We start from the raw sequence: 24,013 nt of genomic DNA on the forward strand, positions 1-24,013 counted from the left end.
ATAAAAACATGTTTATAGATAAAATCAAAGCAAAAGCAAATAATTACGAAATAAACGTAATTATCGAAATTCCGATGAATAGCGGTCCAATCAAATACGAATTTGACAAAGAATCAGGAGCAATTTTTGTTGATCGCTTTATGCAAACTACCATGAGCTATCCATGCAATTACGGTTTTATTCCTCATACTCTTTCAAATGACGGTGATCCGGTAGACGTACTTGTCGTAGCTCATCATCCGGTAGTGCCTGGGTCGGTTATAAAATGCCGAGCAGTCGGTGTATTGATGATGGAAGACGAATCAGGGCTTGATGAGAAAATAATCGCAGTACCGACTTCTAAGCTCGATATTACTTTCGATCATATTAAAGAGCTAGATGATTTATGTGACATGCTCAAGCAACGTATCGTGCATTTCTTTGAGCATTATAAAGATTTAGAAAAAGGTAAATGGGTTAAAGTTACTGGATGGGAAAATAAATCAAAAGCAGACGCTTTAATCAATGAAGGAATAGATAGGGTCAGCTAGGGATACGAATTCATGACGTTGCTTGCATGGTGCTTGATGTCATTCCCGTGGAGGCGGGAATCCAGAAAAAGTAGCCTTAATCCCGATCTCAACAATTACACATTAATTAACAAAATAAACCTATAAAAACAAGTTTTTATTTTTTATAGGTTTTTCCCGCCTCCGCGGGAATGACATCAGAAAAATAAGATACAAAACAAACAGTGACCGACTTCTTGCATAACGTAGCTAATAAAGAGAAATTTGAAGGAAACACGGAACGCAGCACCGCAGCGTACACTTTAGTACGTGAGAATGCGAGTACCGGATTGACGCACAAATTACCTTTAGAAGCAAGTTATGCAAGAAGTCGATTATTTCGTTCAGGAGTCGTAGTAGCTTTTTTCACATTAATTTCTCGCATATTTGGCTTAGTGCGTGAACAGTTTATCGCATCATTATTCGGCTCTACGCCTATGGGTGATAGCATTAATGTTGCTTTTAAACTACCGAATCTATTTAGAAGAATTTTTGCAGAAGGAGCATTATCAAGCGTATTCATTCCTATTTATAATGAAAAAATGCTTATTTCTAAGAAAGCCGCTAATAATTTTTCAGGTGAGATTTTTACCCTTTTACTTCTGACATTAATAGTAATAATAGCATTAATGCAAATCTTCATGCCACAATTAATGCTGTTTATTGTTCCTGGATTTCACGGTAAAAAAGAAAAGTTTGAGCTTACGGTATTTTTATGCCGAATTACAATACCTTATTTAATATTTGTTTCATTAACGGCTCTACTGGGTGGAATATTAAACTCTATAAAAAAATTCGCTGCATTTGCTTTTTCACCGGTTATTTTAAGTATATGCGTAATAATTTTTACTTTAACATTTGATCATTATATAGAATCTACTATCTCAATTAGCTTATCTTTAATAATCGCCGGAATATTACAAGTTTCGTTTATGTTTGTCTGTGTGAAAAGAGCGGATTTAAACTTTCCGATAATTTTTAACCCAAGCGATCCCGATGTAAAAAAGCTTTTGATTAATATGGGACCGGCAACCATTAGCTCCGGCATACAGCAATTAAACCTTTTCATATCCCAATCTATTGCTAGCTTTATTGAAGGTGCTATTTCTATATTATCTTATGCCGACCGGATATATCAATTTCCTCTATCAATAATAGGTACTAGCTTCTCTACTATATTGCTACCTGAGCTATCAAAAATCTATAAATCAAATGATATAGTAGCTGCAAAAAAAATACAGAATAATGCTATTAAAATGGGATTATTATTATCGTTGCCTGCTACATTCGGTATTATAATTCTATCTCATCCGATTATTAATATAATTTATGAAAGAGGAGTATTCACGAGCCAAGATACTACAAATACAGCTGAGGCTATTTCTGCGTTTGCACTTGGGCTCCCTGCTTTTATTTTGGCAAAAATTTTAACTCCTATTTTTTATGCTAACGGAGATACTAAAACACCGCTCAAAATAACCTTATTTTCAATAATAATTAATACCGGCATGAACCTATTATTAATGGATTCTTTGAAACATATCGGTATTGCAGTCGGTACATCTATTGCAGCTTGGTATAATCTAGGTTTATTATATAGCTATACTACAAAACAAAATAAGCTTCATATAGAAGCCGGTATAAAACTTTTCTGCGGTAAAATTTTGTTATGCTGTATATTAATGTCTATTATAATTGCTTTAATAAAGCATTATTATTTAGAATATTTTTATTCGGAATATTTACTGATTAAAGTCTGTATGCTAGGTAGTACAATTGCAGTTGGAATGGGAGCATTTTTCGGCACGGCATATTTATTAAAAACGGTTAATTATGATAATAACAACAAATAAGCACCAATCAAATTATCAGGATTGGCTAAAAGCCTTAGCTATTATAGCCATGATCATTGATCATGTAGGTTTATATCTATATCCTGAATTAACGATTATGCGGATCATAGGTCGTACAACTATGCCAGTATTTTGCTTTTTTGCCGGTTATAATTTTCATGATAAACCAAAAACCCATATAATAATATTCGGTGTTTTATTACAAATATATACCACTGTACTATTTAAACAGTTTCTTACTACAAATATTCTAATCTCTATATATTTAGGGCAATGGTATATTTATTATTTTCGTAATTCTTTAACTCGCTTTTTCTATAGCGGTTATTGTCATGCAATTATAATGGTACTATTGTGGTATATTAGCTGGACTTTGATTGATTACGGGACTCTTGTAATTGCTACAATGATACTTGGATTTATTTCAAAACATGAGCAGGCAAACTTAAAACTTTGCTGTTTTATAGCAATTTTTGCTTCTTTCATGCATTCAACTCTTTTTACTCTTGCGATTTCCTTTAATGAGTTTAATTTTTCAAATACTGACTTAATTTTAAACCTCACTTTCTTAACAATTACCTATATATTAATGATCCTAAGCGATTATTCACAAAAAATAGCTATAAATCTAAAAGGGATAAGTCGCAATGTTTTATATATTTACTGCATACACATTATGATCTTACAATTCATATTCATCTATAAATACACATATGGTTTTAAAAATTGGTAAATAAACATTAATAATGAGTGACAGCGTAATTTAGTTAATATTAATATATTTAAATAAATTGATAATTAAATATATGAATATAATAGATCGTTTAATTTTGGATAATGAACAATATAAAGAGCAATTTAAAAAAAACAAACTATTTAAAATTAAGTTAGATAGTACGCTACGAAAAAATAAATTTCTTAAACATTTTCGGATTTGGTCAGATGAATTTCAAAAAATGGTATTAGCAAGAGTAGTGTTTTCTGAAACAAAAGAATTTCAACAACTTGCATGGGAGCATCTTACCGATGAATTTGGACATAATATAGAATTATTCCAAAATCTAGAAAATAATGAAGAAACTACAGATTCTATTTTTGAGGCCTTAGGTTCTTGGTTTACGCTAAAAATGATGACTCTTGGAGATAATGAAAGAGCCGTCCTTGTCCATTTAGTAATAGAGTCTTGTGCTACTATATTTTATGCAAAACTAGGATCAATATTTTTTAATCATAAAGCAGCAAAACATTTCAAAACACATATGTATCTTGATCCTGAACATGAACAAATGGGAATAGATTTATTAAAACAAATAAACATTAATGATTCTTCTTTACTCACTATTCAAAAAAAAGGCTGGGATATGATTGACGCTCTGTTTACTAGACTTGCTGAAATCACACAGGATTAGCTTTAACTTATAGTATTCTAGATTTTATAAAAAAGCTTGCTTGCACGGTACGGTTTTTCATCATTGCGAGCGACTGAAAGGAGCACGGCAATCTCAGGATTTTGGCACGAGATTGCTTTATCGAATTACTGCGTCATTCTTCTCACAATGACGGAAAAATCGATCCACGCAACAACGCCAATGTCAAGCGGAAATAGCATATTCAAACTAAACCAACTCGCTTACTTGAGATTTGGCAAAGAGCTTGATCTGAAAGTTAACAAAATTTACATTACCTTTTGAGCCTATTGCTGCAAATTTATGCGCTTTAAGAAGTAGGTCATAATCGTCCGCTAAATTGGCGAAGAAAAATGCGATTTCGCCGCTTTGTTTTACTCCTAAAATCTCACCGCTACCTCGAAGTTTTAAATCCTGCTCAGCTATATAAAATCCATCATTAGTTTGTTTCATTATCTCAAACCTACCTCGTGCAACTTTTCTAAGCCTTTTAGGATTGTATAACAATATACAATATGACTGCAAACTACCCCGCCCTACTCTACCTCTAAGCTGATGAAGTTGAGCGAGACCAAATTGCTCAGCATTTTCAATAATTATCAAAGTGGCTTCAGGTATGTCTATTCCGACTTCAATAACGGTTGTTGCAACTAATATCTTAATTTCACCTTCCTTAAATTGCTTCATTATTTGGTCTTTCTGCTCGTTCTTCATCTTACCGTGAATAATACCGGTATAACCTTGATAGATATTGTCGATAGAGTTAAAACGATTCATCACATCCATCAATAAACTATCCTCTTCCGACGTTTCTTTCTCTCCCTGCTCTATCAATGGACAAATCCAATATACCCGCTCACCTGCAATAAGCTTCTTATTTATCGCTACTATAATATGCTCTATCTTATTAACGGACATGGTATTTGTAGCGATAGGTAAACGACTTTTCGGCTTACCCATTAACTTTGAGATAGTCATATCACCAAACATAGTAAGTGCAAGACTGCGAGGAATCGGCGTTGCAGTCATAACTAACACATCGGGATTTACTCCTTTATTTATTAAATTCAAACGCTGTTGTACCCCAAATCTATGCTGCTCATCAATAACTATATAACCTAATTTCTTAAAACTTACTTTTTCTTGAAATAAAGCATGAGTGCCGACTAATATATCAATCTCATCGTTGTCAAGTTGTATCATAATATTTTTACGAGCTGTCCCCAGTATCTTACCTGTAAGTAATCCGACTCTTATATTAGTATTTTTTAAAGCTTTAACAAAAAACTCATAATGCTGATTGGCAAGCAAATCAGTTGGAGCCATAAGCGTTGCTTGAAATCCAGTGGCTACCACATTTACCATCGTCAGCAGAGCTACCAAAGTTTTACCGGAGCCAACATCGCCTTGCAACAATCTCATCATTTCTATTTTATCGCTTTGATCACACTCTATTTCTTCTATGACTTGCTTTTGATAAGAGGTTAACTCAAATCCTAGCTCATTTAATATATTTGCTTGAATAGATACAGCTTTAGGGTAAATATTACCTTGTCTTCTACTTATTTGCGTACGTACATTTAAAAGAGATATTTGATTAGCGATAAGCTCCTTAGCTGCTAGTTGTTTTTTGGCGTTAGTATATAAATCGTCATTGTGAAGCCCCTTTAGGGGCTGCGGCAATCTAGAATTTATTAATTTTACATTACTGGATTGCTTCGTCGGCATGCATGCCTCCTCGCAATGATGGAAAACATGCAACATTTGCAAATTCTGCAATATAATATCTAAATAATCTTTTACTTCTTTATCTTCTATACTCTTACACTTCTCTTCAAATATCTCTATTGCTTTTATGATATATGAATATAACTGCTTGTTACTAAGTAAATATGTCAGGGAATAAATCGGCTCTATTTCTTTTGCAAGTTTAGGATTTACAATAAATTCAGGATGCGCAATTTGTAAGTAATGATCAAAAAATTGTACCTTTCCGCTGATAATATGAGAAGTACCAACTTGCAGCTTATTAAAAATAAACGGTGGGGGTTTATGAAAAAACACTAATAACAAAGAACCAGTATCATTGCTAGCTGTAATTTTTAAAGGCTGACTACTTTTCTTTGGTAAATTAATGCTCTCAACTACAATTTCTGTTTGGATTATGTCACCGTCTCTAACTTCAGTTAAATTAGGCGATAATATTTTATTTTGATATGAAACAGGTAGATAAAATAATAAATCACGAATATTTTTAATACCAAGCCTTTTAAGAGCAGATACGGTATCTTCACGTATATTGATGAACGTTTTTACAGAAGAGAATAAGAATTTTTCTAAAATAGTTAGCATATATAGTCATAATTATCTTATATACAAATATATATACTTTATAATAAAAGAAGAATAATAAAATATACAAATTATGATTAATATGTCATTCTTGCAAAAGCGGGAATCCAGTAATTAAACGGTGCATACACAGTAAGTTTTGAAAATTAAAAGCTTGATGTATCGCGCTTTTTTCTGGATTGCTGCTTTCGCAGGAATGACATATTAATCATGCAACAAAGCCTTCTCTTATAAATCTAATTTTAACCCTGCTCTAACTATAGCTGAGGATTTTAAAGGCATACCTTACCTAAACCGATAAATTCAACTTTGACTAAGTTATTAGCTTTAACTCCGACACCGTAAGACTTAAATTTTTGATTTTTGCCGTAATTAATATTAACTTGCATATATTTGTTATCAACAACAAAATGGTTAACTAAACCACGCTCTAAACCGTATGGAGCAAGTATCGCTCTAGTAGCCGGTAAATATTTAACTGGTCCTAATTCAATCATCGGAATATTATTTAAGTTAATAAATGAATATCCTGAATAGAATAAAAACAGATCAAATAAATCTAAATAAGCATATGCAAAAATTTTATTTTTAGTAATATAATTTTTACCGTATATGGAGTTAATCGCTTTTACATATGTATTTATATCATCACCGCTTTTATCTTTGCCATCAAACTTAGTACTAAAAATATAACTTGCTTGCTCTAGTCTTGTCCATAAATAACCTATACCGTAAGTAGGATTAATTTTGTTACTTGCCATGTATCTATCTTTAATATTTTCAGATAACAAATAACTTGCTTGCATGCCCCCTGTATCTATAGCAATGTGCTTATGAACTTGCAAAGAATTAAAATCTTTAGTTTTAAAATATGTTGTACCCTCAAAAGGATCTACTTCATATTTTGTTACTTTTAAATCAACTTCTTTGCTCTTGCTCCATAACCTCCTATTTCATGATTACCTACCATAATCCAAGATGTAGCAGTAAATCTTGTAATATAACTTAAGATCTTCATAGCTATATTATCTGAATCGGCAAACATAGCATCATCTAATTGACGGTAACCTTCAATTAATGACATAGCAACATTGCTACTCGCTCTTGAGGACATATCTTTATCATACGTTACTACATAACTATAATTTTTTTTAGAATTTTCTTGAATTGTTATATTGTCATCAATATTTGATGCAGTTACTAATACTGTTGATGAATACAAAAAACAAGCAGCAATGGTTAAATTTAATTTCTTGTAAAGTATTTTTTTAATATACCAAACTTGTGTATGTCCTTGACTTCTTTTGAAAATCTTCCTAATGTCTTAAATAATAGAGATTAAATAATTTAAAATTTATGAATAAAAAATCTATCCTTCGGCTGAAGCTGCTCTTGAAGGACTTCTTTATGACGGCATGACTATAATGTCGGACGGATTCGGTCTATGCGGTATTCCTGAAAATTTAATAAATGCACTTCTTAAAAGCAATGTTCAAAATTTAACAGTTATAAGCAATAATTGCGGTGTTGACAACTTCGGACTTGGGCTTCTTCTTCAAACTAAACAAATAAAAAAAATGATTTCTTCGTATGTCGGAGAAAATAAGATTTTTGAGCAACAATATCTTGATAAGGTTTTATAGCTTGAGCTAAACCCACAAGGCACTTTAGCTGAACGAATTAGGGCTGCTTGTATGGGAATTCCGGCTTTTTATACTAAAACAGGTATAGGTACAATTGTAGAGGAAGGTAAAGCAACAAAGGAGTTTAACGGCAAAAAATATATAATGGAAACTGCCCTTCAAGCTGACCTTGCTATTATTAAAGGCTTTAAAGCTGATAAAAGCAGCAACGTGATTTATAATAAAACTGCACGAAATTTTAATGCAGTCATGGCAGGTGCCGCTAAAGTTACAGTTTGTGAAGTAGAGGAAATAGTTAAGGTGGGAGAGCTTGACCCTAACAATATTCACACACCTAATATTTTCATACAGCGATTAATAGTAGGTGAAAAATATGAGAAACGTATTGAGCAATTAACTGTCAGGGAAAAATAAGATATGCCTTGGAGCAAAGAAGAAATTTATCAAATAACCGCAGAGGAACTTAAAGACGGATTATATGTCAATCTTGGTATAGGTATGCCTACGCATGTAGCAAATTATATACCTCAAGGAGTGAATGTAATATTTCAAAGTGAGAACGGTATGCTTGGTATGGGACCATTTCCTTACGCAGGAGAGGAAGATCCTGATTTAATTAACGCCGGTAAGCAAACTATTACTGCTATTCCTGAAAGCAGCTATTTCGACAGTAGCTTTTCATTTGGGATGATTAGAGGTTCGCATGTCGATTTAACTATTTTAGGTGCTATGCAAGTCTCACAAACAGGCGATCTTGCCAACTGGACTATTCCGGGTAAAATGGTTAAAGGTATGGGAGGAGCTATGGATTTGGTCGCTAACACCAAAAGAGTAGTTATTATAATGGAACATAACGCAAAAGATGGCGGTGCTAAATTATTAAAAGAATGCAACTTTCCGTTAAAAGGTAAAAAAGTAGTTAACAGAGTAATTACCGATCTTGGAATTTTTGATATTGATAAAGATGAAATGATATTAGTTAGACAAGCTGACGATGTTACTATTGAAGAAATAAAGTCTAAAACTGAAGCCGAGTTTATAGTTAATTTACAATATGGAGAATAAAATGGTTAAAGTAGCTATCGTAATATTATAGTAGATACGGTCATACTGCAAAGTAGCTGAAAAACTAAATAAGAGCATAAAGGAAGCAGGAGCAAATGTTTCTTATACAAATAAATAAAGATAAACCTAATAATCTCGATTGAGATTTATTAGACAATGCAGGTGCTATCATTTTTGGAGTCCCAACCTGTATGGGTAGTTTAGCCAGATCGTTTAAAACATTTATGGAAGCTACCTCAACTAGATGGGCACAACAAAAATGGAAAGATAAAATAGCTGCAGCTTTTACTAATTCTGCTTTTTATTCAGGTAATAAGTTTGCAGTATTCAGCAGCTATTTCACTTCGCTATGCAGCATTGTATGATTTGGGTCGGGCAAGCTGAAACTGCTCCGAATTTTTCTGATCATGAGATGCCTAATCCCAATAAAATTCACCGCTTAGGTAGCTGGTCAGGACGTATGACTCAATCTAACCACAAATCTTCTCCTGATATTACTCCTACTCAAGGCGATTTAAAAACTGCTAATTTCTTTGGTAAAAGAATAGTTGAAATAACTAAGAAGTTTAAAGGGTAGATTTATATGGTGTTTTATGTCATTCCCGCAAAGCGGGAATGACATTTATTATCTAACAAATGATGGGTTTTGTGAGTTCCTATTATTAATTTTTTGAGCATGCGTAGTCATTTTAGCATCTCGTTCTCCTTTAGTTTTAAGCATTTTTGATTTATTCCTATTAACACTAACATCACTCCAGTTACCACTATCGCTTTCACTGCTACTACTATCACTCACCTTTATAACAGCTCTTCGTGCGAAAATTGATTCAAGTCCACTAAGTGCGTTAACATTCTGAGCAGGCTTACTATGAGAATGTGCAACCGGTTTTCCTGTATTAGGGTCAAATTCAACTTTTTTTAGTTTTTTTGGCCCTGCTATTTCTCTCATTAAATCAGAAGTATCTATAGAAGGACGTGGTTGATTTGCCAGTTTTTTAACCGTAGTAGATTCTATAGGCTTAGATAATGTCTCAGCCTGAGCCGGAGCCATAGGCGGTGGTGGAGGTGGAGGTGGAGGTGGAGGTGGTGATGGAATGTTATTTTCCGGTAAAGGAGGCGGTGGTGGAGGTGGAGGTGATGATGGAATGTTATTTTCCGGTAAAGGAGACGGTGGTGGAGGTGGAGGTGGTGATGGAATGTTATTTTCCGGTAAAGGAGACGGTGGTGTTATATTATTTTCCAAAGGTTTAGCTAGGGACGCATTTGCTAATATTGGTTCTTTTTGTGAAGCCATGTGATTTGTAAGGTTACTTACTATCTTTTGTAACTTCTCATTGTCAGGTAATTTTGCAATTATATCCTTAATATTTCTTTCTTTATTTTCAATTAATTCCTCAAATTTATGCTTCGTTTTATATAATTGTTCATCAATCTTTCTAATTGTTCTAGTATTACTCTCTTTGTTTTTTGCTAAAACCTGCTCACTATTATTTACAAAAACATTTTTAACATTTTGCCAAATATTATTTAATTTTTCAAAAAATGTATGAGGTACTTCTGCCCTAATTTCAGCAACCTGTTTTTGTATTTCTTTAAGTTCTTTGATATTAGAATTTGCGGATATTAAATTTTGGATGTTTTGTTTTGTAGCATTTAAAGAATTATATTGTTTCTCTAGTGCTTCAGCATTAATGAATTGTAAGGGATTTGTCATATGTAGAGCTGAGAATCTTTCAGGTTTACTCTTATAACTAAAAAATACTTCCGATAATCTTGCTCTTTGATCTTTAGATAAATCTTTCTTTGTTAAATCCTTAAAATTTTTTTCGATTTCTTCTTGTAATGCTTGCTTTAAAGGTGCAGATTTTTCCGCTATATTATATATCTTATTATCAATATCTTTTAATATTTTATTATTATACTTTATTGCTTCATTTGTTAACTGTTCTTCACTTTTTATCAAAATATACTTTACATTAGAAACTGTTTTTACAAATCTTTTAAACCAAGGCAACGATCTATTATGTTCTTTTTCTAGTTCTTTAGTTTCATTTTGTATTTCGATTAAACCTTGCAACTGCTTATTTTGTTTGCATAATTCATTTACTTGGCTCAATATAGTATTTAAAGCATTATTTTCTTGTGCTAATAATTTATTTATATCTATTTCTTTAACCATGCCATACACCTAATATAAATTAATATCAGTATTATAGCAAATTTCTTGTACAAAAGCAAAGAGAAAGTTAATTTATGTAATGTATTTTGATAAATAAAAGATAGATAAACGAATATAGTTAACGTAATTTTAAGGATGATAAGCCTATAAGAGCAAATATAACTGAAATAATCCAAAATCTTATTACGACTTTTGATTCTGCCCAGCCGTGTTTTTCAAAATGATGATGGAGCGGTGCCATTTTAAATATTCTTTTTCCTTTAGTAGCTTTGAAGTAATATACCTGTAAAATTACGGATGCCGTTTCAATAACAAACAAGCCGCCGACTATAGCTAAAACTATTTCATGCTTAGTAATAACGCTAATAATACCAAGCACACCGCCAAGACTTAGACTACCGGTATCGCCCATAAAAACTTCTGCCGGTTGTGCATTAAACCATAAAAATCCAAGGCAGCTACCGACTAATCCCGCACATAACACCGTTAACTCTCCGGTATTCGGTATATAGGTTAGCTGTAAGTAGTTCGAGTAAATTAGATTTCCTACTAAATAACTTATTAAAGCAAAAGAACCGGCAGTAAAGGCAATAGGAACGGTAGCAAGACCATCAAGCCCATCCGTTAGATTCACGGCATTAGAAGAGCCGACTATAACAAATATAGCAAAAACTATATAACAATAACCAAGATCCAAACTTAAATTTTTAAAAAACGGTACGTTAAGTAAATGACTTGGACTTTTATCTAGATATTCTAGTAAAACACATATAATGAAGCTAATAATTCCTTGAAGTAAAAGCTTACTTTTTCCTCTTACTCCGTAATGATTATCTTTAGTTACCTTAGCATAATCATCCATAAATCCTATAATACCGAAACTAATAAAACCAAATAACGTAATCCAAATATATTTATTCGTTAAATCAGCAAGTAATAAAGTAGAAAGACAACTAGACAAAATAATCATAATGCCCCCCATTGTCGGAGTACCTACTTTTGTTTGATGCGATTCAGGTCCGTCTGAGCGTATAGGCTGACCGTTTTTTTGAAGAGATCGCAGAAATTCTATTAATATCGGACCCGTGATAAAGCTAAGGCTTAGAGTTATAATAATAGCAAGAGCGCTACGAAAAGTAATATAGTGAAATAAATTAGCTATATGTGAATTATGGATATGAGGGAGTAAAAGATTGTATAACATTTGTAGATTTAAATTTAAAAGTATATTTTGATGTTATTCATTGTGCATGGATACTAAATCGTCATTGCGCGCAGTCTACGACTGCGCGGCAGCAATCTCGTCAAACATCCTGAGATTGCTTCGTCAATTACTACGTAATTTCCGCGCAATGACGGGCAACCAAACCACACAATATTAAGAATATCCTAGTGTATTTATTTATAATAATCAACAATCTTATCAAGTTTTACGCCTCTTGACCCTTTTATTAGAATTAGCTCATTACCTTCAAATAAATCCGTAATATGCGTAATTAATTCATCAACATTTTTAAAGTATTTTTTAGCTATTTTGGCAGGTAGTAAATCATTAATATATTTAGTATTTACTCCTACTAAATAGACCTTAGAACAAGCGGCATCTAATATGTACTGCACTAGTTTCTCATGTAATCGTTTAGAGTTTTCCCCTAGCTCTAGCATATCGCCTATTATAGCAGTTTTATTCTCGGCAGGTACTTGTTTTAAATATTCTAATGCAGCTTTCATTGACTGCGGACTTGCGTTATAGTAATCACAAATTACACGACAATTTTGTATATTGATAATTTCCCCTCTTCCTTTAGTAGGAGAAATATTTGCTAAGTGATTTGCAGCTATCTCTATATCTTTACCTAATATATCGATAATTAAAAGTACACCGGTATAATTTTCGGTAAAATGCCGAGGAATAAACGGTATCGTTACATCTAAGACTTTCTTATTTATCTTATACTTTAAGTAGACTTGCTCTCCTAGGTTCTCATATAAAATTAATTCTGCTGAAGTTTTAGCTGATCTACCGAAGCTATGTATATCGGTGATAGAAAGGTTTTTTAATATCGATAATATTTTGTTATAGCAATTAGTATCGGCATTAATAACGGCAATATCATTTTTGCTAAAATTTGCAAAAATCTCACATTTAGCTTCAGCTATCTCTTCAAGCGAGTTAAAAAATTCTAAATGAGCCTCTGAAATATTAGTAATCATGGCAATATTTGGCTTTAATATTTGAACCAGCTCTCTTATTTCACCTTTATGGTTCATGCCAAGCTCAAAAATAGCATATTCCGTATCATCAGCCATTGAAGCAAGATTAATAAGCATACCGAGTTTGTTATTGAAGTTACCTCGGCTAGCAAAAACTAGAAAATCATGTTGTAATAATACTTTCAGTGCTTCTTTTGTAGAAGTTTTACCGACGCTGCCTGTTATAGCTATAAATTTAGCTTTTGAATTCTCTCGTTTATATAAAGCCATTTTTTGTAGAGCTTCAAAACAATCATCGACTAAGATAATTTTATCTTTATCATTGATCTCTACTCGCTTACTAATAATTACGGCTGCTGCTCCTTTATCTATTGCATCTAGAACATAATCGTGACCATCTCTATTACCTTGAAGTGCTATAAATAAATTACCTTTTTTAACATCTTTGGAATTAAATTGCACTTCATTACAACTTATAGAATTAGAGATTGTTATACCGAGAACAGCACTTAAAGTTTTAGAGTTCCAGATCATATGTTTTTGTTATTTATGTGTTGTTGTATGGCGTGTTTATGTCATTCCCGCGTAGGCGGGAAGGCAGTAAACATATAAAAAGCTTGCTTTTTATATGTTTATTTTATCAAATATGTAACTTCTGTATTAATATTAAAGTTATTTTTCTGGATCCCCGCTTCCGCGGGGATGACATCAAGTTTTTTTTAAACTGTCCGGTACTATGGGTCAAGCCACGGGATGACAAACTTTTACACACTTCCTCACAACCTCAGCATCATCAAAAGGTAATTTCTTATCGCCTATAATTTGGTAATTTTCATGACCTTTGCCCGCAACTAATAAGATATCATCTTGTTTTAAATTATTTATACCGTATTTAATAGCCTCTTCTCTATTTGCTATTTCTGTATAATCTGCTTTCTCTATACCGCTTATGATTTCAGCTCTAATAAGCTTTGGGTCTTCATGACGTGGATTATCATCTGTAATTATGATGGTATCGGCACGTTTTGCGGCTATTTGCCCCATAAGACTTCTCTTTGCCTTATCACGATTACCGCCGCAGCCAAAAACTACGCTTAGCTTACTATCACGTAATTTAATATTTTTCAGTTCCGTTAAAGCTTTTTCAAGAGCGTCCGGAGTGTGGGCATAATCAACGAAGATATTAGTGTTATCTATTCTCTCCATTCTGCCTTTTACTGCTTTAACTTCTACTAAAGAATCTATAACATCATCAAAAGCAAAACCAATATAATGAATGCTAAGAACAGCAATTAATAAATTACTAGCCTGAAAGCTACCAATTATCGGGGTATTAAAATTATATTCTCTATTATTAAATGTAAAATTAATATTTTGTCCTTTTAAAGAACCGTTAAGTCTAGTTATTTCTAAATCACCTTTTGTCCCAACGGTTATAAATTTAATATTATGATTATGTAGATAATCTTTAACAAACTCTATTTCTTCTATATCAGAATTTAATATTGCGATACCGTTCGGTAATAAATGATTTATAAATAATTTCAGTTTGGCTAATAAATAATTTTCTTTTGTATGGTGGTAATCTAGATGATCCTGACTAAAGCTAGTAAAACATGCGATATTTACTTTTATTTCCCTAAGTCTTGCTTGATCAAGACCATGACTAGAAGCTTCAAAAACTAAATATTCTATACCATTTTCAGCTAAATTATGAGCAATTTTTCTAAAGCTTAAATAGTCTAAAGTTGTTAATTCCGGTACATCATTTATAAGATTAACGCAGCCAAATATTTCTACCCCTATCGTACCTATAGATGCTGCTTTTTTCCCAAGTAACGAATATGTTTGAGCTATATAGGATACTACCGAACTTTTACCGTTAGTACCGGTTACGGCTATTAGATCCTTTGGTTTTTTAGGATAGAATATTTCTATGGCTTCATATAAAGCTGCCTGCACATCTTTTACGTAAATTACTTTATCTATAACAATATTTTTTTTATTGTCCGTAATTACTAATACTGCACCTTTGCTTAAAGCATCCTTAATAAAATCATTTCCATCAGTATTCTGTCCTTTAATCGCAAAAAAGATATCTTTATCCTTAACGGTTTTAGAATTAATCGACAAACCTTTTACGTTATGTTGTTGAAATAATTGCTTTAGGTTATGGGACATATTTATTATGTTAAAAACGTGTTACCGTCATTGCGAGGAAATTGCATAGCAATTGACGAAGCAATCTCAAGAGTTTGTTATTATTTCATGAGATTGCCACGCAGCCTACGGCTGCTTGCAATGACAGAGCAGGAATGACATCGAGTCTACACCTCCGATAAATTCCAAAGTAGTTGATTTGCCTCAACAATTATATTTTTATCTACTAATTTCTTGATATATACTAATTTATTATCTGGTTTGATTTTTGCCTGATTAGAGTAAGTAGTAACGAATTTTAAAATTTTATCAGTCATATCGGCATTTTTATAAAATTTAATCACAAATCCGTTATCTCCTGAATCTAGATTTTCAATATTTAACTTAAAGCATAATAGTTTTATTTTTACAATATCAAGTAAATTATTAAATTCAATCGGTAGTAAACCGAATCTATCAATCATCTCATCTTTAAATGTCTCTACTTCTATCTCATTACTTAAATTACCTATTCTTCTATATAGTCCAAGTTTAAGAGCTGCATCGGCTACATAATTATCTGGAATAAAGACGGATAATCCCAAATTAATAGTCGGGATAAAGGGTTGTTCTGAAACAATCGATTCATCTTTAAAAATAGCTATTTGTTCTTCCAGCATTTCTTGATATAGTTCTGTACCTACTTCTTTAATTTGTCCTGATTGTTCTTCACCTATCAAATTACCGAAACCTCGTAAATCCATATCACGGCTTGCAATAGTAAAACCTGAGCCCAAAGCACAACTATTTTGTATTATCTCTAAGCGTCTTAAGGAGTGCGATGTCATCTTTTTATGACTTGCTACCGTTAGATAGGCATAACCCCGCATTTTACCTCGACCTATACGACCACGCAATTGATATAGCTGACTAAGACCCAGCATATCAGCATTATGTATGATCATGGTATTTGCCTCGGCTATATCAATTCCTGATTCTATAATAGTAGTTGAGACTAGTATATCGAATTTGCCGGCATAAAACTCGCTCATAACCTCATCAATTTTACTCGGAGTCATTTTTCCGTAAGCTATTTTATAACTTAATTCCGGCACAATTTGTTTTAATTGTTTTGCGATATCCTCTATATCTTTAATTCTTGGAACTACATAAAAACTTCTTCCGCCTCTAAAATGTTCACGTAATAATGCATCTCTGATAATAACGGGATCATACGGCATAACCGAGGTATGAACTTCCAGCCTGTTTAGAGGCGGCGTTGCAATAATGCTAAGTTCTTTTAAACCGGTCATTGACATTTGCAGCGTTCGAGGAATCGGTGTTGCCGACATTGCAAGTACATGGGAAGAGGATTTTAGCGATTTAAGAAATTCTTTTTGACCGACACCGAAATGTTGTTCTTCATCGATTATTAACAATTTCAAATTAAAGAATTTTATATTTTTATGTAATAAAGAATGAGTGCCTATTATTATATTTATTTTACCGCTTTCAAGCTCCGATCTTATAATTTTTGCTTCTTTAGAACTAATAACGCTAGATAATTGCTTGATATTTAAACCAAAACCTTTGAACCTTTCTATGAACCTTGAAAAATGTTGACTACATAAAATAGTTGTCGGTACAACTACGGCTACTTGAGGTAAATGTTCATTTAGAGATTTTGCTACCATAAAGACGGCACGCATTGCTACCTCTGTTTTACCAAACCCGACATCACCGCATATTAACCTATCCATTAACATACCGTTTCTTAGATCTTCTTTAATATCGTTTATAGCGATTAATTGGTCTTCCGTTTCGCTGAAAGGAAAATTAGCACAAAATTTATCATATTCTTCAAGATCAAATTCAACGGAAGCACTACTATTAAGTTTCCTTTTAGCTGCTATTTGTATTAAATGCAGTGCTATCTCTTTTATACGCTTTTTAAGCTTTGCCTTACTTCTTTGCCATGAAACGCTACCAAGCTTATCAAGCTCCGCATTATCATTGCCGTATTTTTTTATTACCTCTATACTTTCAACTGGTATATATAATTTATCATTGCCGGCATATAAAATCTTTAAAAAATCATGTGGTTTGCCTTTGATTTCTAAAGCTTCTAGCTTTAAAAACTGCCCTATTCCATGATCTTTGTGAACAACAAATTCGCCTTCAGCTAAATTATCAAGCTCCAGCAAGATATTTTTAAGTTTTTTGTTAGTGTTTGTAGAGCTAGGTTTTTCTTCTAATAATTCGCTAGCGGTAATAAATAAATATTCTTTCGTATAAAAGCTTTGATTTAAAGGAATTATCGCGACATTTATTATTGAAGCCTTAGCCTCATCTAATTTATTTATCTCATTATATTTATATTCATAATTTTGAATTATGCTTTTGATTCGCTCAAAACTACTTAAAACGCTTGAGCCTATAATAATTTTCTTATGAGAATTTGCTTTAATAACTTCAAATAATTTATCGAAAACCGTTTTCTTTTCTATAAAACTTGTAGCAGCGATATTTTTAATTAAGCTAGCTTGCTCTGAGTTTTCAAAAGTAAGTAGTATATTATTTTTTTGTTCTAGTAATTCCGTTATTTCAGAAGCGGTAAAATATAAGCTAGTCGGTGAAAGGGTGGGATAGAAACTATTAAATTTAAGTTTATTTGCCTCTGACCTTGCCGAATAAAAATCGTTATAACTATGTTCAAATTCCAAAATGGCTTTTTTTGACAAATTATCGAATATGAAAATAGGATCGTTTAAATAATCTATTAAGTTAGAGCAGGAATCGTAAAATAATGGGAGTAATTGTTCATATCCTGTGAATTTTCTTCCAGATATTACCGCCTCATATAAAGCATTATCAGTATGATTAACTCCAAAATTTCGTAAGTAATTATTCTTAAAATTACCTATAGTTTCACTATTTAAAACTATCTCATTTGCAGGACTAATAATAAGCTCCCTGCAGGATTTAGTCGAAATTTGCGTATCAATATCAAATTCTTTTATTGATTCAATATAACCCCAGCTAAAATGAATTCTATAAGCTTTAGGACCGGACAATATTATATCAATGATTTCGCCTCTAACCGCAAATTCCCCGACATCGATGCTACTCGCATTTCTTGTAAAACTATTTTCTACTAGAAACATAGCAAGCTCATCCGTAGTAAATTTCATTTTAGGGGATAATTTCAAAAAATATTTAGAAAAAAAATCTTTCGGCGGTAATTTGTTTAATAAGTTCGCTGTATGAGTGATGAGTAATTTGTTGCTATTACTATTATTTGTTGTTAGCTTGATTAATGTTTCTGCACGTCTAGATAAGATATTTGCATTTGGTGACGTATGGTCATAAGGGATGGTATTATAGCTTGGAAAGTAATAAATATTTTCATTAGAAGAAAAAAATAAAGCTTGCTTGTATAATTGCAACGCCTCCTCTTCATTACTCGCACTCAAGATGAAATCTTGCTTAAGATTCTTAGTAAAATTATCAATTGCAAAGAAAGATTTGGCAGCCGCCGGAAATTTTTGTTGTAACATTCTACAGGAGTTTATATTTTTGCTATTTTGTGTAATTTATCAATTATTTCGGCATCTAGATAAGAAGGAGCAGAAGATTTATTATTAATCCAATTATAAAGATCATTATCATTTTGATCAAGTATTAAAGAATAGCTTCCAAGTTGTGTTTCATCCATTAAGGATAGGTACTTTTCGGCAAAGCTACTGAGTATATAATCCATTTCTCTGCAACCGCGATTTTTACTACGGTAAAAAAGTTTCTTTTGTAAAGAGTTTTTATTTAATTTATTCATCTATAACATCTTGCAAAATTTTTTTATAATAATATTATTAAAATAATCAGATACCAAGATCATTTTAAAATGCTTTAATAATTCAGCACTCTAATAAATCCATTCTACATGGGTAAAATTCTATTAACTTTTATTATCAATAACAGCAAAAAAGCATAAATATGTCGGTTCAAAATATCTGTTCTACAAAAGCTTATGATATGCTAATTTCAAATGATAATGCTTTTCTTGTAGATGTTAGAACTAGAGAAGAGTGGCAGCAAGTTGGGATACCTCATTTAGATAATAAAAATAAGGTGATCTTTCTAAGTTGGCAATTGAATAAAGATTTTGAAGATAATTTTTTATCTATCGTTAACGATAAAATTCACGCAATAATATTTTTTCTGTGCCGTTCAGGATATAGGTCATTTATCGCAGCAAATTTTATAACTAATATAGGTTATAAAAATTGTTATAATATTAGTGACGGCTTTGAAGGAAATAATCAAGATAAAGGCTGGAAACAAAATAACTTACCGTGGCAGTTTTAAGTGAGTACTAACCAAATAATTTTAACGGATCAAGGTGATAATTATGTAAATGTCTGGAGTCACGTGGCTCAAGATCTTTACAATCATTACGGTGAAACTCTATATAATAGCTGGTTTAGTAAAGTCAATTTTATAGAGTCTTCATTAAATACCGTTATTCTTTGTGCCCCTACTAACTTTGTTAGAGATTGGATAAAATCCAAGTACTCTATGGTTATATTGCAACTATTTCAACATTATAATAATACCATTAAGTCAATTGAAATAATTACTAAAGAGTTACCTGGAACAACCCAAACAGTTACAGAATTACCTACTAAGACTTTTGCCGATATCGGCAGCAGTGAGCTTAATTCGGAAAATATCTTTTCAACCCTTGATGTACGTTTTACTTTCGATAATTTTGTGGTTGGAGCCCCAAATGAGCTAGCCTATGCAGCCGCAAGAGCGGTTGCAGAATCATCAGGTGCGGTTTCTGAGTCTAATCCGCTTTTTCTATATGGCGGCGTAGGGCTTGGTAAAACTCATTTAATGCATGCAATCGGTTGGTACATCAAGCAGCATAATCCAAGCCGCAAAGTGATATACATGTCGGCAGAAAAATTTATGTATCAATTTGTTAAAGCTCTGCGTAACAAAGAAGTAATCTCGTTTAAAGAGAAATTTCGTTCGGTTGACGTGTTAATGATTGATGATATTCAATTTATTTGCGGTAAAGATAGTACGCAGGAAGAATTTTTCCATACTTTTAATACATTGATTGATAATAACCGTCAAATGGTTATTTCTTGTGATAGATCGCCTTCAGATTTAGATAATATTGAAGATCGGATAAAATCTCGTCTTGGATGGGGCTTAGTTGCCGACGTTCATAGTACTACTTATGAGCTACGACTCGGTATTCTAGAATCTAAGATTGAGCAGATGAACGTTAAAATACCAAAAGACGTAATTGATTTTTTAGCATCTAAAATCGTTTCAAACGTTAGAGAACTTGAAGGAGCTTTAAATAAGGTGATCGCTCATTCTAATTTTACTTTAAAAGAAATTACACTCGAAAACACACAAAATATTTTGCGGGATTTACTGCGTTCTAATGAAAGAATAATTACCGTTGAAGATATTCAGAAAAAGGTAGCTAGCCGTTATAATATTAAGTTATCCGATATGTCTTCATCAAGGAGATTACGAGAAGTTGCAAGACCGCGTCAAATAGCCATGTATCTTAGTAAAGCATTAACGCCGAAAAGTCTTGCAGATATCGGTAAAAAATTCGGTAAAAAAGACCACACGACGGTTATGCATGCTATTAAGAAAGTAGAAGAATTACTGGAAAACGATATAGAATTACGCGAAGAGATTAATTTGCTAATGAAAATATTGCAGAACTAAATGTCATACCGTAGTCAAGCTGACTTTGTTGCATGGTCCGAAAAACCGACTCGATGTCATTCCCGCGAAATCGGGAATCCCGGGTAAAGCAAAATAAATTGAGCTTTTAATTGTACAAACTTATTGTGTATAACCTTTAAATTACTGGATTCCCGCTTTCGTGGGCATGACATAAACAGCCATACAATAAAGCCAAAACGTCGCAGGAATGATATAGATATATATATCAAATGCTCTCAAAAAACGATTCAGTAAAAGAAATTTTTTTCAAGATTCTCCAGAAAATACCAAATTAACAGAATTATAAAGATAATTATGGTTACGGTGAGGGGGTAGCATATTTCTTACTTAAAAGTTTAAACGAATTAATAAAGAGGAATTACAAATTCACTATCTCGACTACGATTATCAAATCCACACTAATCAAGAATATAGATATATTTTTAAGAATAGTAATATTACATATTTTATTGCTCCTGAAAAGCACTTATTTTATCAATTAAAATTTGTTGATGCAGACAGGGTATACTCAAATGATTTGGAGAATTGGAATGTAAAACGAGGAGCGAGTACGCACAGCCCTTAATAGGTGAGCATGCGAGTCCTCCGAAGTTTTGCAGAAACAATTCTTCAAATCATTTGAGTATACAAGCTACAGCCAGTCATCTATGTGGTAAAGATCAATATTAATACTGTTTTTAATCGTATATAGTATTAGTATGTTCTCCAATTAGTTTAAAATATTCTTTCATACTATTGTCTATATCAGTTGTTTCCAAAGTTTGATTATTATCATCATCATTTGCATCATATATATCTTTTCTTTTAGACAAGGAAAGTTTTAATCTCCTTTGAAACGAGGTAGGAGAAATAGTTTGATTAAATTTGGGGGGTAATATCTTGTAATACATTCTTAGCATATTCAGGTGCATCAATATCATACCATTCTTTTATTTTAGCACATAAAATTTGTAGAATTTCAGGTAGGATTTTTTTTAATTTCTGTCTTGAGAGATGCTTGTTTTTGAGCTAAAAACCCTTCAATATTTTTTAAGCTTTCAGTAAATTCCAAGTAGGTTATTTCAATTAAATCCTTTAAATCTTGAGAAAAATCCTTTTTTTCAAGCAATTTAGTTTTTGTAAGCTTTAAATTACGTTCTCCTATATTGTTTACTTTAAGAATTAAAGCAGTTAAATTTTGGTCTAATGAATTTAACAACTGTATAGGACAATGCTCTAATTTATGAACTTTTGCTAAAAAAGATTTTATATCATTGCTTTTTACATTATCCATATTTTTGTAAAATTACATTGAAGCTAAGATGTCAAATATTCGTGCTATATTTGCTAGTTTATAATTATTTAATTTTTTACTAAGCCATTCTATTAATATATTACCTTCTTTAATAAGTAATAGATTACCATTTTGTACATTTGTAGTGTCATAATCTATTGGACAGGAATTTGGTAACACATATTTATAGTTTTTCAGTATACCTCTTGTTTGAGCAACGGCATGCTCAGCAGACATAGGAAAAAACTCCTTATATGATAAAAATATACTATTTTTATCAATAAGTTCTAAAAACATAGGAGCCGTAAATAAGGTTGCATTATTTCTATGCATTGCAAGCATAAATAACAAATGTGTTAACTTTTCTGCAAAGTAATTTAGTTTTCGCGGTAATTCGTCTATATTTTGTGTCGATGCTTTAGCATGCACAACTTCAAATATACGTTTTATAATAGCATGTTCATATTCATGTTCTTGCTCAAATTTAGATAAAATTTCATCATACTTTCCTAAGCCAGATACATCTGTTTGTACATTACCGGTTTTATAATGTACTATATGATTAATTGTAAAAGTTTCTTCTTTAGTATTTGAGATCTTACATATAGTAGATAAATCACTATTTATTTCTTCTAAAATCCGGTGCTTTAGCTGATTTTATTATTCCTGCCAATCATTTCAGCAAAAGCTAAAAGTCCTTTAGAATTATGTATGGGTTATTACTTATACTTTTTTAAGTTGATATTACTGTTTTGCAATTCTTGTAATAATACTTTCTTTGCATGCTGAGCAGTAATACCGTCTGCTAAAGCAACTATCTTAGGAATAGAGTGATTTGGATTAAATACACAATGCAATAGCTTTTGATAATCCTTATCACTTATATTTTCTTTGTTATAATTTTTAAATAATTATGTTTATTAAAAGCAGTTTTGATAATATTAAAATTTTCTTCGTAATAATTATTATCTACAACTAATATTTCAGATTTAATTTTTTTATAAATATTTCTAATAGTAGAATATTTAAAAAATCTATCAGCTAAATTATGTAATACTAAACCTAGTTTAAGTTTAAAATCTTCAGAGTTATATATATAATTAATATCTAGTATATTTTTAAGTAAAAAATTAAGATACTTAGGTAAAGTATAATTTTCTTTTAACTCTTCATCAGAGGAGCTATCAAAGTTTTTGTATTTTAGCATTATTATTTATATTAGAATGAGTGTTAAATTATTTAGAAACAAATATCCCTATAAGGGGGATTAAAGTATCTAGTGTCTCCGTAAGGGCACTAAAATCATCTCTATATAATAAATCATCTGTAGTACATAATTCTTTAATATCTAAAAAGCTTGTCCAGTATTTCCCTCAAAACAATACATAAATGCCAAAGCTTCCATAATTTTCTTATCTTTAACAAATTTAAATAATCGTTCTTTTCCATAAGTTATTGTATCTTCAACATCAGCTAAATCTTTCTCTACTAAGGGCATCATTGTATTTACTTCTTGAGCTAATAACTGAGAATCTATATTACTAGGATGACTTAGTATATCTC

Annotated in this window: 22 protein-coding genes and 2 pseudogenes; 10 read left to right on the plus strand and 14 right to left on the minus strand. The window is 31.8% G+C overall.

What is annotated here, in order from left to right:
• Nucleotides 1-8: 8 nt before the first annotated feature.
• From ppa to RC_RS04490, 4 genes are all read left to right on the plus strand, one after another.
• Nucleotides 9-530 carry an inorganic diphosphatase gene (gene ppa / locus RC_RS04475; protein ID WP_004998013.1) on the plus strand — a complete coding sequence of 174 codons (522 nt, stop codon included), beginning with the start codon at nucleotides 9-11 and terminating at the stop codon, nucleotides 528-530.
• Between the two features lie 308 nt (nucleotides 531-838).
• Nucleotides 839-2,401, plus strand: coding sequence for a murein biosynthesis integral membrane protein MurJ (gene murJ / locus RC_RS04480; protein WP_410524324.1), 1,563 nt, complete (start codon nucleotides 839-841; stop codon nucleotides 2,399-2,401).
• Nucleotides 2,382-3,134, plus strand: a complete 753-nt coding sequence (locus RC_RS04485) for a TraX family protein (protein WP_010977500.1) — start codon at nucleotides 2,382-2,384, stop codon at nucleotides 3,132-3,134. Before murJ ends, RC_RS04485 begins: the two co-directional genes overlap by 20 nt.
• 73 nt (nucleotides 3,135-3,207) lie before the next feature.
• Nucleotides 3,208-3,810: a hypothetical protein gene (locus RC_RS04490; protein ID WP_041471770.1), complete on the plus strand. Its 603-nt coding sequence runs from the start codon at nucleotides 3,208-3,210 to the stop codon at nucleotides 3,808-3,810.
• Nucleotides 3,811-4,017: 207 nt separating this feature from the next.
• Here the strand turns inward: RC_RS04490 and RC_RS04495 are convergent, their stop codons facing one another.
• From RC_RS04495 to RC_RS09945, 3 genes are all read right to left on the minus strand, one after another.
• Nucleotides 4,018-6,159 carry an ATP-dependent DNA helicase RecG gene (locus RC_RS04495; protein ID WP_010977502.1) on the minus strand — a complete coding sequence of 714 codons (2,142 nt, stop codon included), beginning with the start codon at nucleotides 6,157-6,159 and terminating at the stop codon, nucleotides 4,018-4,020.
• A 272-nt stretch (nucleotides 6,160-6,431) separates the two neighbouring features.
• Nucleotides 6,432-7,004, minus strand: coding sequence for a hypothetical protein (locus RC_RS09940; protein WP_010977503.1), 573 nt, complete (start codon nucleotides 7,002-7,004; stop codon nucleotides 6,432-6,434).
• Between the two features lie 68 nt (nucleotides 7,005-7,072).
• Nucleotides 7,073-7,381: a hypothetical protein gene (locus tag RC_RS09945; protein WP_010977504.1), complete on the minus strand. Its 309-nt coding sequence runs from the start codon at nucleotides 7,379-7,381 to the stop codon at nucleotides 7,073-7,075.
• Between the two features lie 193 nt (nucleotides 7,382-7,574).
• Here RC_RS09945 and RC_RS10400 point away from each other — a divergent pair.
• The 4 genes and pseudogenes from RC_RS10400 to RC_RS04525 all read left to right on the plus strand — a co-directional run bounded on the left by RC_RS10400 (nucleotide 7,575) and on the right by RC_RS04525 (nucleotide 9,444).
• A pseudogene (locus RC_RS10400) lies at nucleotides 7,575-8,216 on the plus strand (CoA transferase subunit A).
• Nucleotides 8,217-8,219: 3 nt separating this feature from the next.
• The gene (locus tag RC_RS04515) at nucleotides 8,220-8,867 is read left to right on the plus strand and encodes a 3-oxoacid CoA-transferase subunit B (RefSeq protein WP_010977507.1); all 648 of its coding nucleotides are present in this window, start codon (nucleotides 8,220-8,222) and stop codon (nucleotides 8,865-8,867) included.
• 191 nt (nucleotides 8,868-9,058) lie between these two features.
• Nucleotides 9,059-9,232: a flavodoxin gene (locus tag RC_RS04520; protein ID WP_004997979.1), complete on the plus strand. Its 174-nt coding sequence runs from the start codon at nucleotides 9,059-9,061 to the stop codon at nucleotides 9,230-9,232.
• The gene (locus tag RC_RS04525) at nucleotides 9,229-9,444 is read left to right on the plus strand and encodes a hypothetical protein (RefSeq protein ID WP_041471734.1); all 216 of its coding nucleotides are present in this window, start codon (nucleotides 9,229-9,231) and stop codon (nucleotides 9,442-9,444) included. The genes RC_RS04520 and RC_RS04525 overlap by 4 nt, the downstream gene beginning before the upstream one ends.
• Before the next feature lie 48 nt (nucleotides 9,445-9,492).
• Here RC_RS04525 and rickA read toward each other — a convergent pair whose 3' ends face one another.
• From rickA to RC_RS04555, 6 genes are all read right to left on the minus strand, one after another.
• A complete protein-coding gene (rickA, locus tag RC_RS04530; RefSeq protein ID WP_041471735.1) occupies nucleotides 9,493-11,046 on the minus strand; it encodes an Arp2/3 complex-activating protein RickA in 1,554 nt (517 codons plus the stop codon).
• A gap of 118 nt (nucleotides 11,047-11,164) precedes the next feature.
• A complete protein-coding gene (mraY, locus tag RC_RS04535; RefSeq protein WP_010977510.1) occupies nucleotides 11,165-12,250 on the minus strand; it encodes a phospho-N-acetylmuramoyl-pentapeptide-transferase in 1,086 nt (361 codons plus the stop codon).
• 194 nt (nucleotides 12,251-12,444) lie between these two features.
• On the minus strand, nucleotides 12,445-13,794 hold the full coding sequence (locus tag RC_RS04540) for a UDP-N-acetylmuramoyl-tripeptide--D-alanyl-D-alanine ligase (protein WP_010977511.1): 1,350 nt from the start codon (nucleotides 13,792-13,794) through the stop codon (nucleotides 12,445-12,447).
• 207 nt (nucleotides 13,795-14,001) lie between these two features.
• Entirely contained in the window at nucleotides 14,002-15,441 is a 1,440-nt protein-coding gene (locus RC_RS04545; RefSeq protein WP_010977512.1) for a UDP-N-acetylmuramoyl-L-alanyl-D-glutamate--2,6-diaminopimelate ligase, read from the minus strand.
• Nucleotides 15,442-15,587: 146 nt separating this feature from the next.
• On the minus strand, nucleotides 15,588-18,956 hold the full coding sequence (mfd, locus tag RC_RS04550) for a transcription-repair coupling factor (RefSeq protein WP_010977513.1): 3,369 nt from the start codon (nucleotides 18,954-18,956) through the stop codon (nucleotides 15,588-15,590).
• Between the two features lie 11 nt (nucleotides 18,957-18,967).
• A complete protein-coding gene (locus RC_RS04555) occupies nucleotides 18,968-19,231 on the minus strand; it encodes a succinate dehydrogenase assembly factor 2 (RefSeq protein ID WP_010977514.1) in 264 nt (87 codons plus the stop codon).
• A 161-nt stretch (nucleotides 19,232-19,392) separates the two neighbouring features.
• Here RC_RS04555 and RC_RS04560 point away from each other — a divergent pair, with 161 nt between their 5' ends.
• Nucleotides 19,393-19,764 carry a rhodanese-like domain-containing protein gene (locus RC_RS04560; protein ID WP_004997961.1) on the plus strand — a complete coding sequence of 124 codons (372 nt, stop codon included), beginning with the start codon at nucleotides 19,393-19,395 and terminating at the stop codon, nucleotides 19,762-19,764.
• On the plus strand, nucleotides 19,765-21,156 hold the full coding sequence (gene dnaA, locus RC_RS04565) for a chromosomal replication initiator protein DnaA (protein ID WP_010977515.1): 1,392 nt from the start codon (nucleotides 19,765-19,767) through the stop codon (nucleotides 21,154-21,156).
• A 698-nt stretch (nucleotides 21,157-21,854) separates the two neighbouring features.
• On the opposite strand, the gene RC_RS04570 is transcribed toward dnaA, so the two are convergent.
• The 5 genes and pseudogenes from RC_RS04570 to RC_RS11065 form a co-directional block, all read right to left on the minus strand.
• Nucleotides 21,855-22,076 (minus strand): hypothetical protein, encoded by a 222-nt coding sequence (locus RC_RS04570; RefSeq protein ID WP_041471736.1) that lies wholly within the window; start codon nucleotides 22,074-22,076, stop codon nucleotides 21,855-21,857.
• 59 nt (nucleotides 22,077-22,135) lie between these two features.
• Nucleotides 22,136-22,450: a hypothetical protein gene (locus RC_RS04575; protein WP_010977517.1), complete on the minus strand. Its 315-nt coding sequence runs from the start codon at nucleotides 22,448-22,450 to the stop codon at nucleotides 22,136-22,138.
• 12 nt (nucleotides 22,451-22,462) lie between these two features.
• Nucleotides 22,463-22,879, minus strand: coding sequence for a hypothetical protein (locus RC_RS04580; protein WP_010977518.1), 417 nt, complete (start codon nucleotides 22,877-22,879; stop codon nucleotides 22,463-22,465).
• Nucleotides 22,880-23,330: 451 nt separating this feature from the next.
• The gene (locus tag RC_RS04585) at nucleotides 23,331-23,657 is read right to left on the minus strand and encodes a hypothetical protein (protein ID WP_010977519.1); all 327 of its coding nucleotides are present in this window, start codon (nucleotides 23,655-23,657) and stop codon (nucleotides 23,331-23,333) included.
• A gap of 28 nt (nucleotides 23,658-23,685) precedes the next feature.
• Nucleotides 23,686-24,008, minus strand: a pseudogene (locus RC_RS11065) (hypothetical protein).
• Nucleotides 24,009-24,013: the final 5 nt, after the last annotated feature.

Origin of the sequence: Rickettsia conorii str. Malish 7 (genome assembly GCF_000007025.1) — a bacterium.
GTDB classification, from domain to species: domain Bacteria; phylum Pseudomonadota; class Alphaproteobacteria; order Rickettsiales; family Rickettsiaceae; genus Rickettsia; species Rickettsia rickettsii.

What these genes read in the sequence shown, in the direction of transcription:
- ppa (WP_004998013.1), top strand. Translation starts at nt 9, where the DNA reads ATGTTTATAGATAAAATCAAAGCAAAAGCAAATAATTACGAAATAAAC.
- RC_RS04485 (WP_010977500.1), top strand. Translation starts at nt 2,382, where the DNA reads ATGATAATAACAACAAATAAGCACCAATCAAATTATCAGGATTGGCTA.
- RC_RS04490 (WP_041471770.1), top strand. Translation starts at nt 3,208, where the DNA reads ATGAATATAATAGATCGTTTAATTTTGGATAATGAACAATATAAAGAG.
- RC_RS04495 (WP_010977502.1), bottom strand. Translation starts at nt 6,159, where the DNA reads ATGCTAACTATTTTAGAAAAATTCTTATTCTCTTCTGTAAAAACGTTC.
- RC_RS04515 (WP_010977507.1), top strand. Translation starts at nt 8,220, where the DNA reads ATGCCTTGGAGCAAAGAAGAAATTTATCAAATAACCGCAGAGGAACTT.
- RC_RS04520 (WP_004997979.1), top strand. Translation starts at nt 9,059, where the DNA reads ATGGGTAGTTTAGCCAGATCGTTTAAAACATTTATGGAAGCTACCTCA.
- RC_RS04525 (WP_041471734.1), top strand. Translation starts at nt 9,229, where the DNA reads ATGATTTGGGTCGGGCAAGCTGAAACTGCTCCGAATTTTTCTGATCAT.
- rickA (WP_041471735.1), bottom strand. Translation starts at nt 11,046, where the DNA reads ATGGTTAAAGAAATAGATATAAATAAATTATTAGCACAAGAAAATAAT.
- mraY (WP_010977510.1), bottom strand. Translation starts at nt 12,250, where the DNA reads ATGTTATACAATCTTTTACTCCCTCATATCCATAATTCACATATAGCT.
- RC_RS04540 (WP_010977511.1), bottom strand. Translation starts at nt 13,794, where the DNA reads ATGATCTGGAACTCTAAAACTTTAAGTGCTGTTCTCGGTATAACAATC.
- RC_RS04545 (WP_010977512.1), bottom strand. Translation starts at nt 15,441, where the DNA reads ATGTCCCATAACCTAAAGCAATTATTTCAACAACATAACGTAAAAGGT.
- mfd (WP_010977513.1), bottom strand. Translation starts at nt 18,956, where the DNA reads ATGTTACAACAAAAATTTCCGGCGGCTGCCAAATCTTTCTTTGCAATT.
- RC_RS04555 (WP_010977514.1), bottom strand. Translation starts at nt 19,231, where the DNA reads ATGAATAAATTAAATAAAAACTCTTTACAAAAGAAACTTTTTTACCGT.
- RC_RS04560 (WP_004997961.1), top strand. Translation starts at nt 19,393, where the DNA reads ATGTCGGTTCAAAATATCTGTTCTACAAAAGCTTATGATATGCTAATT.
- RC_RS04570 (WP_041471736.1), bottom strand. Translation starts at nt 22,076, where the DNA reads ATGCTAAGAATGTATTACAAGATATTACCCCCCAAATTTAATCAAACT.
- RC_RS04575 (WP_010977517.1), bottom strand. Translation starts at nt 22,450, where the DNA reads ATGGATAATGTAAAAAGCAATGATATAAAATCTTTTTTAGCAAAAGTT.
- RC_RS04585 (WP_010977519.1), bottom strand. Translation starts at nt 23,657, where the DNA reads ATGCTAAAATACAAAAACTTTGATAGCTCCTCTGATGAAGAGTTAAAA.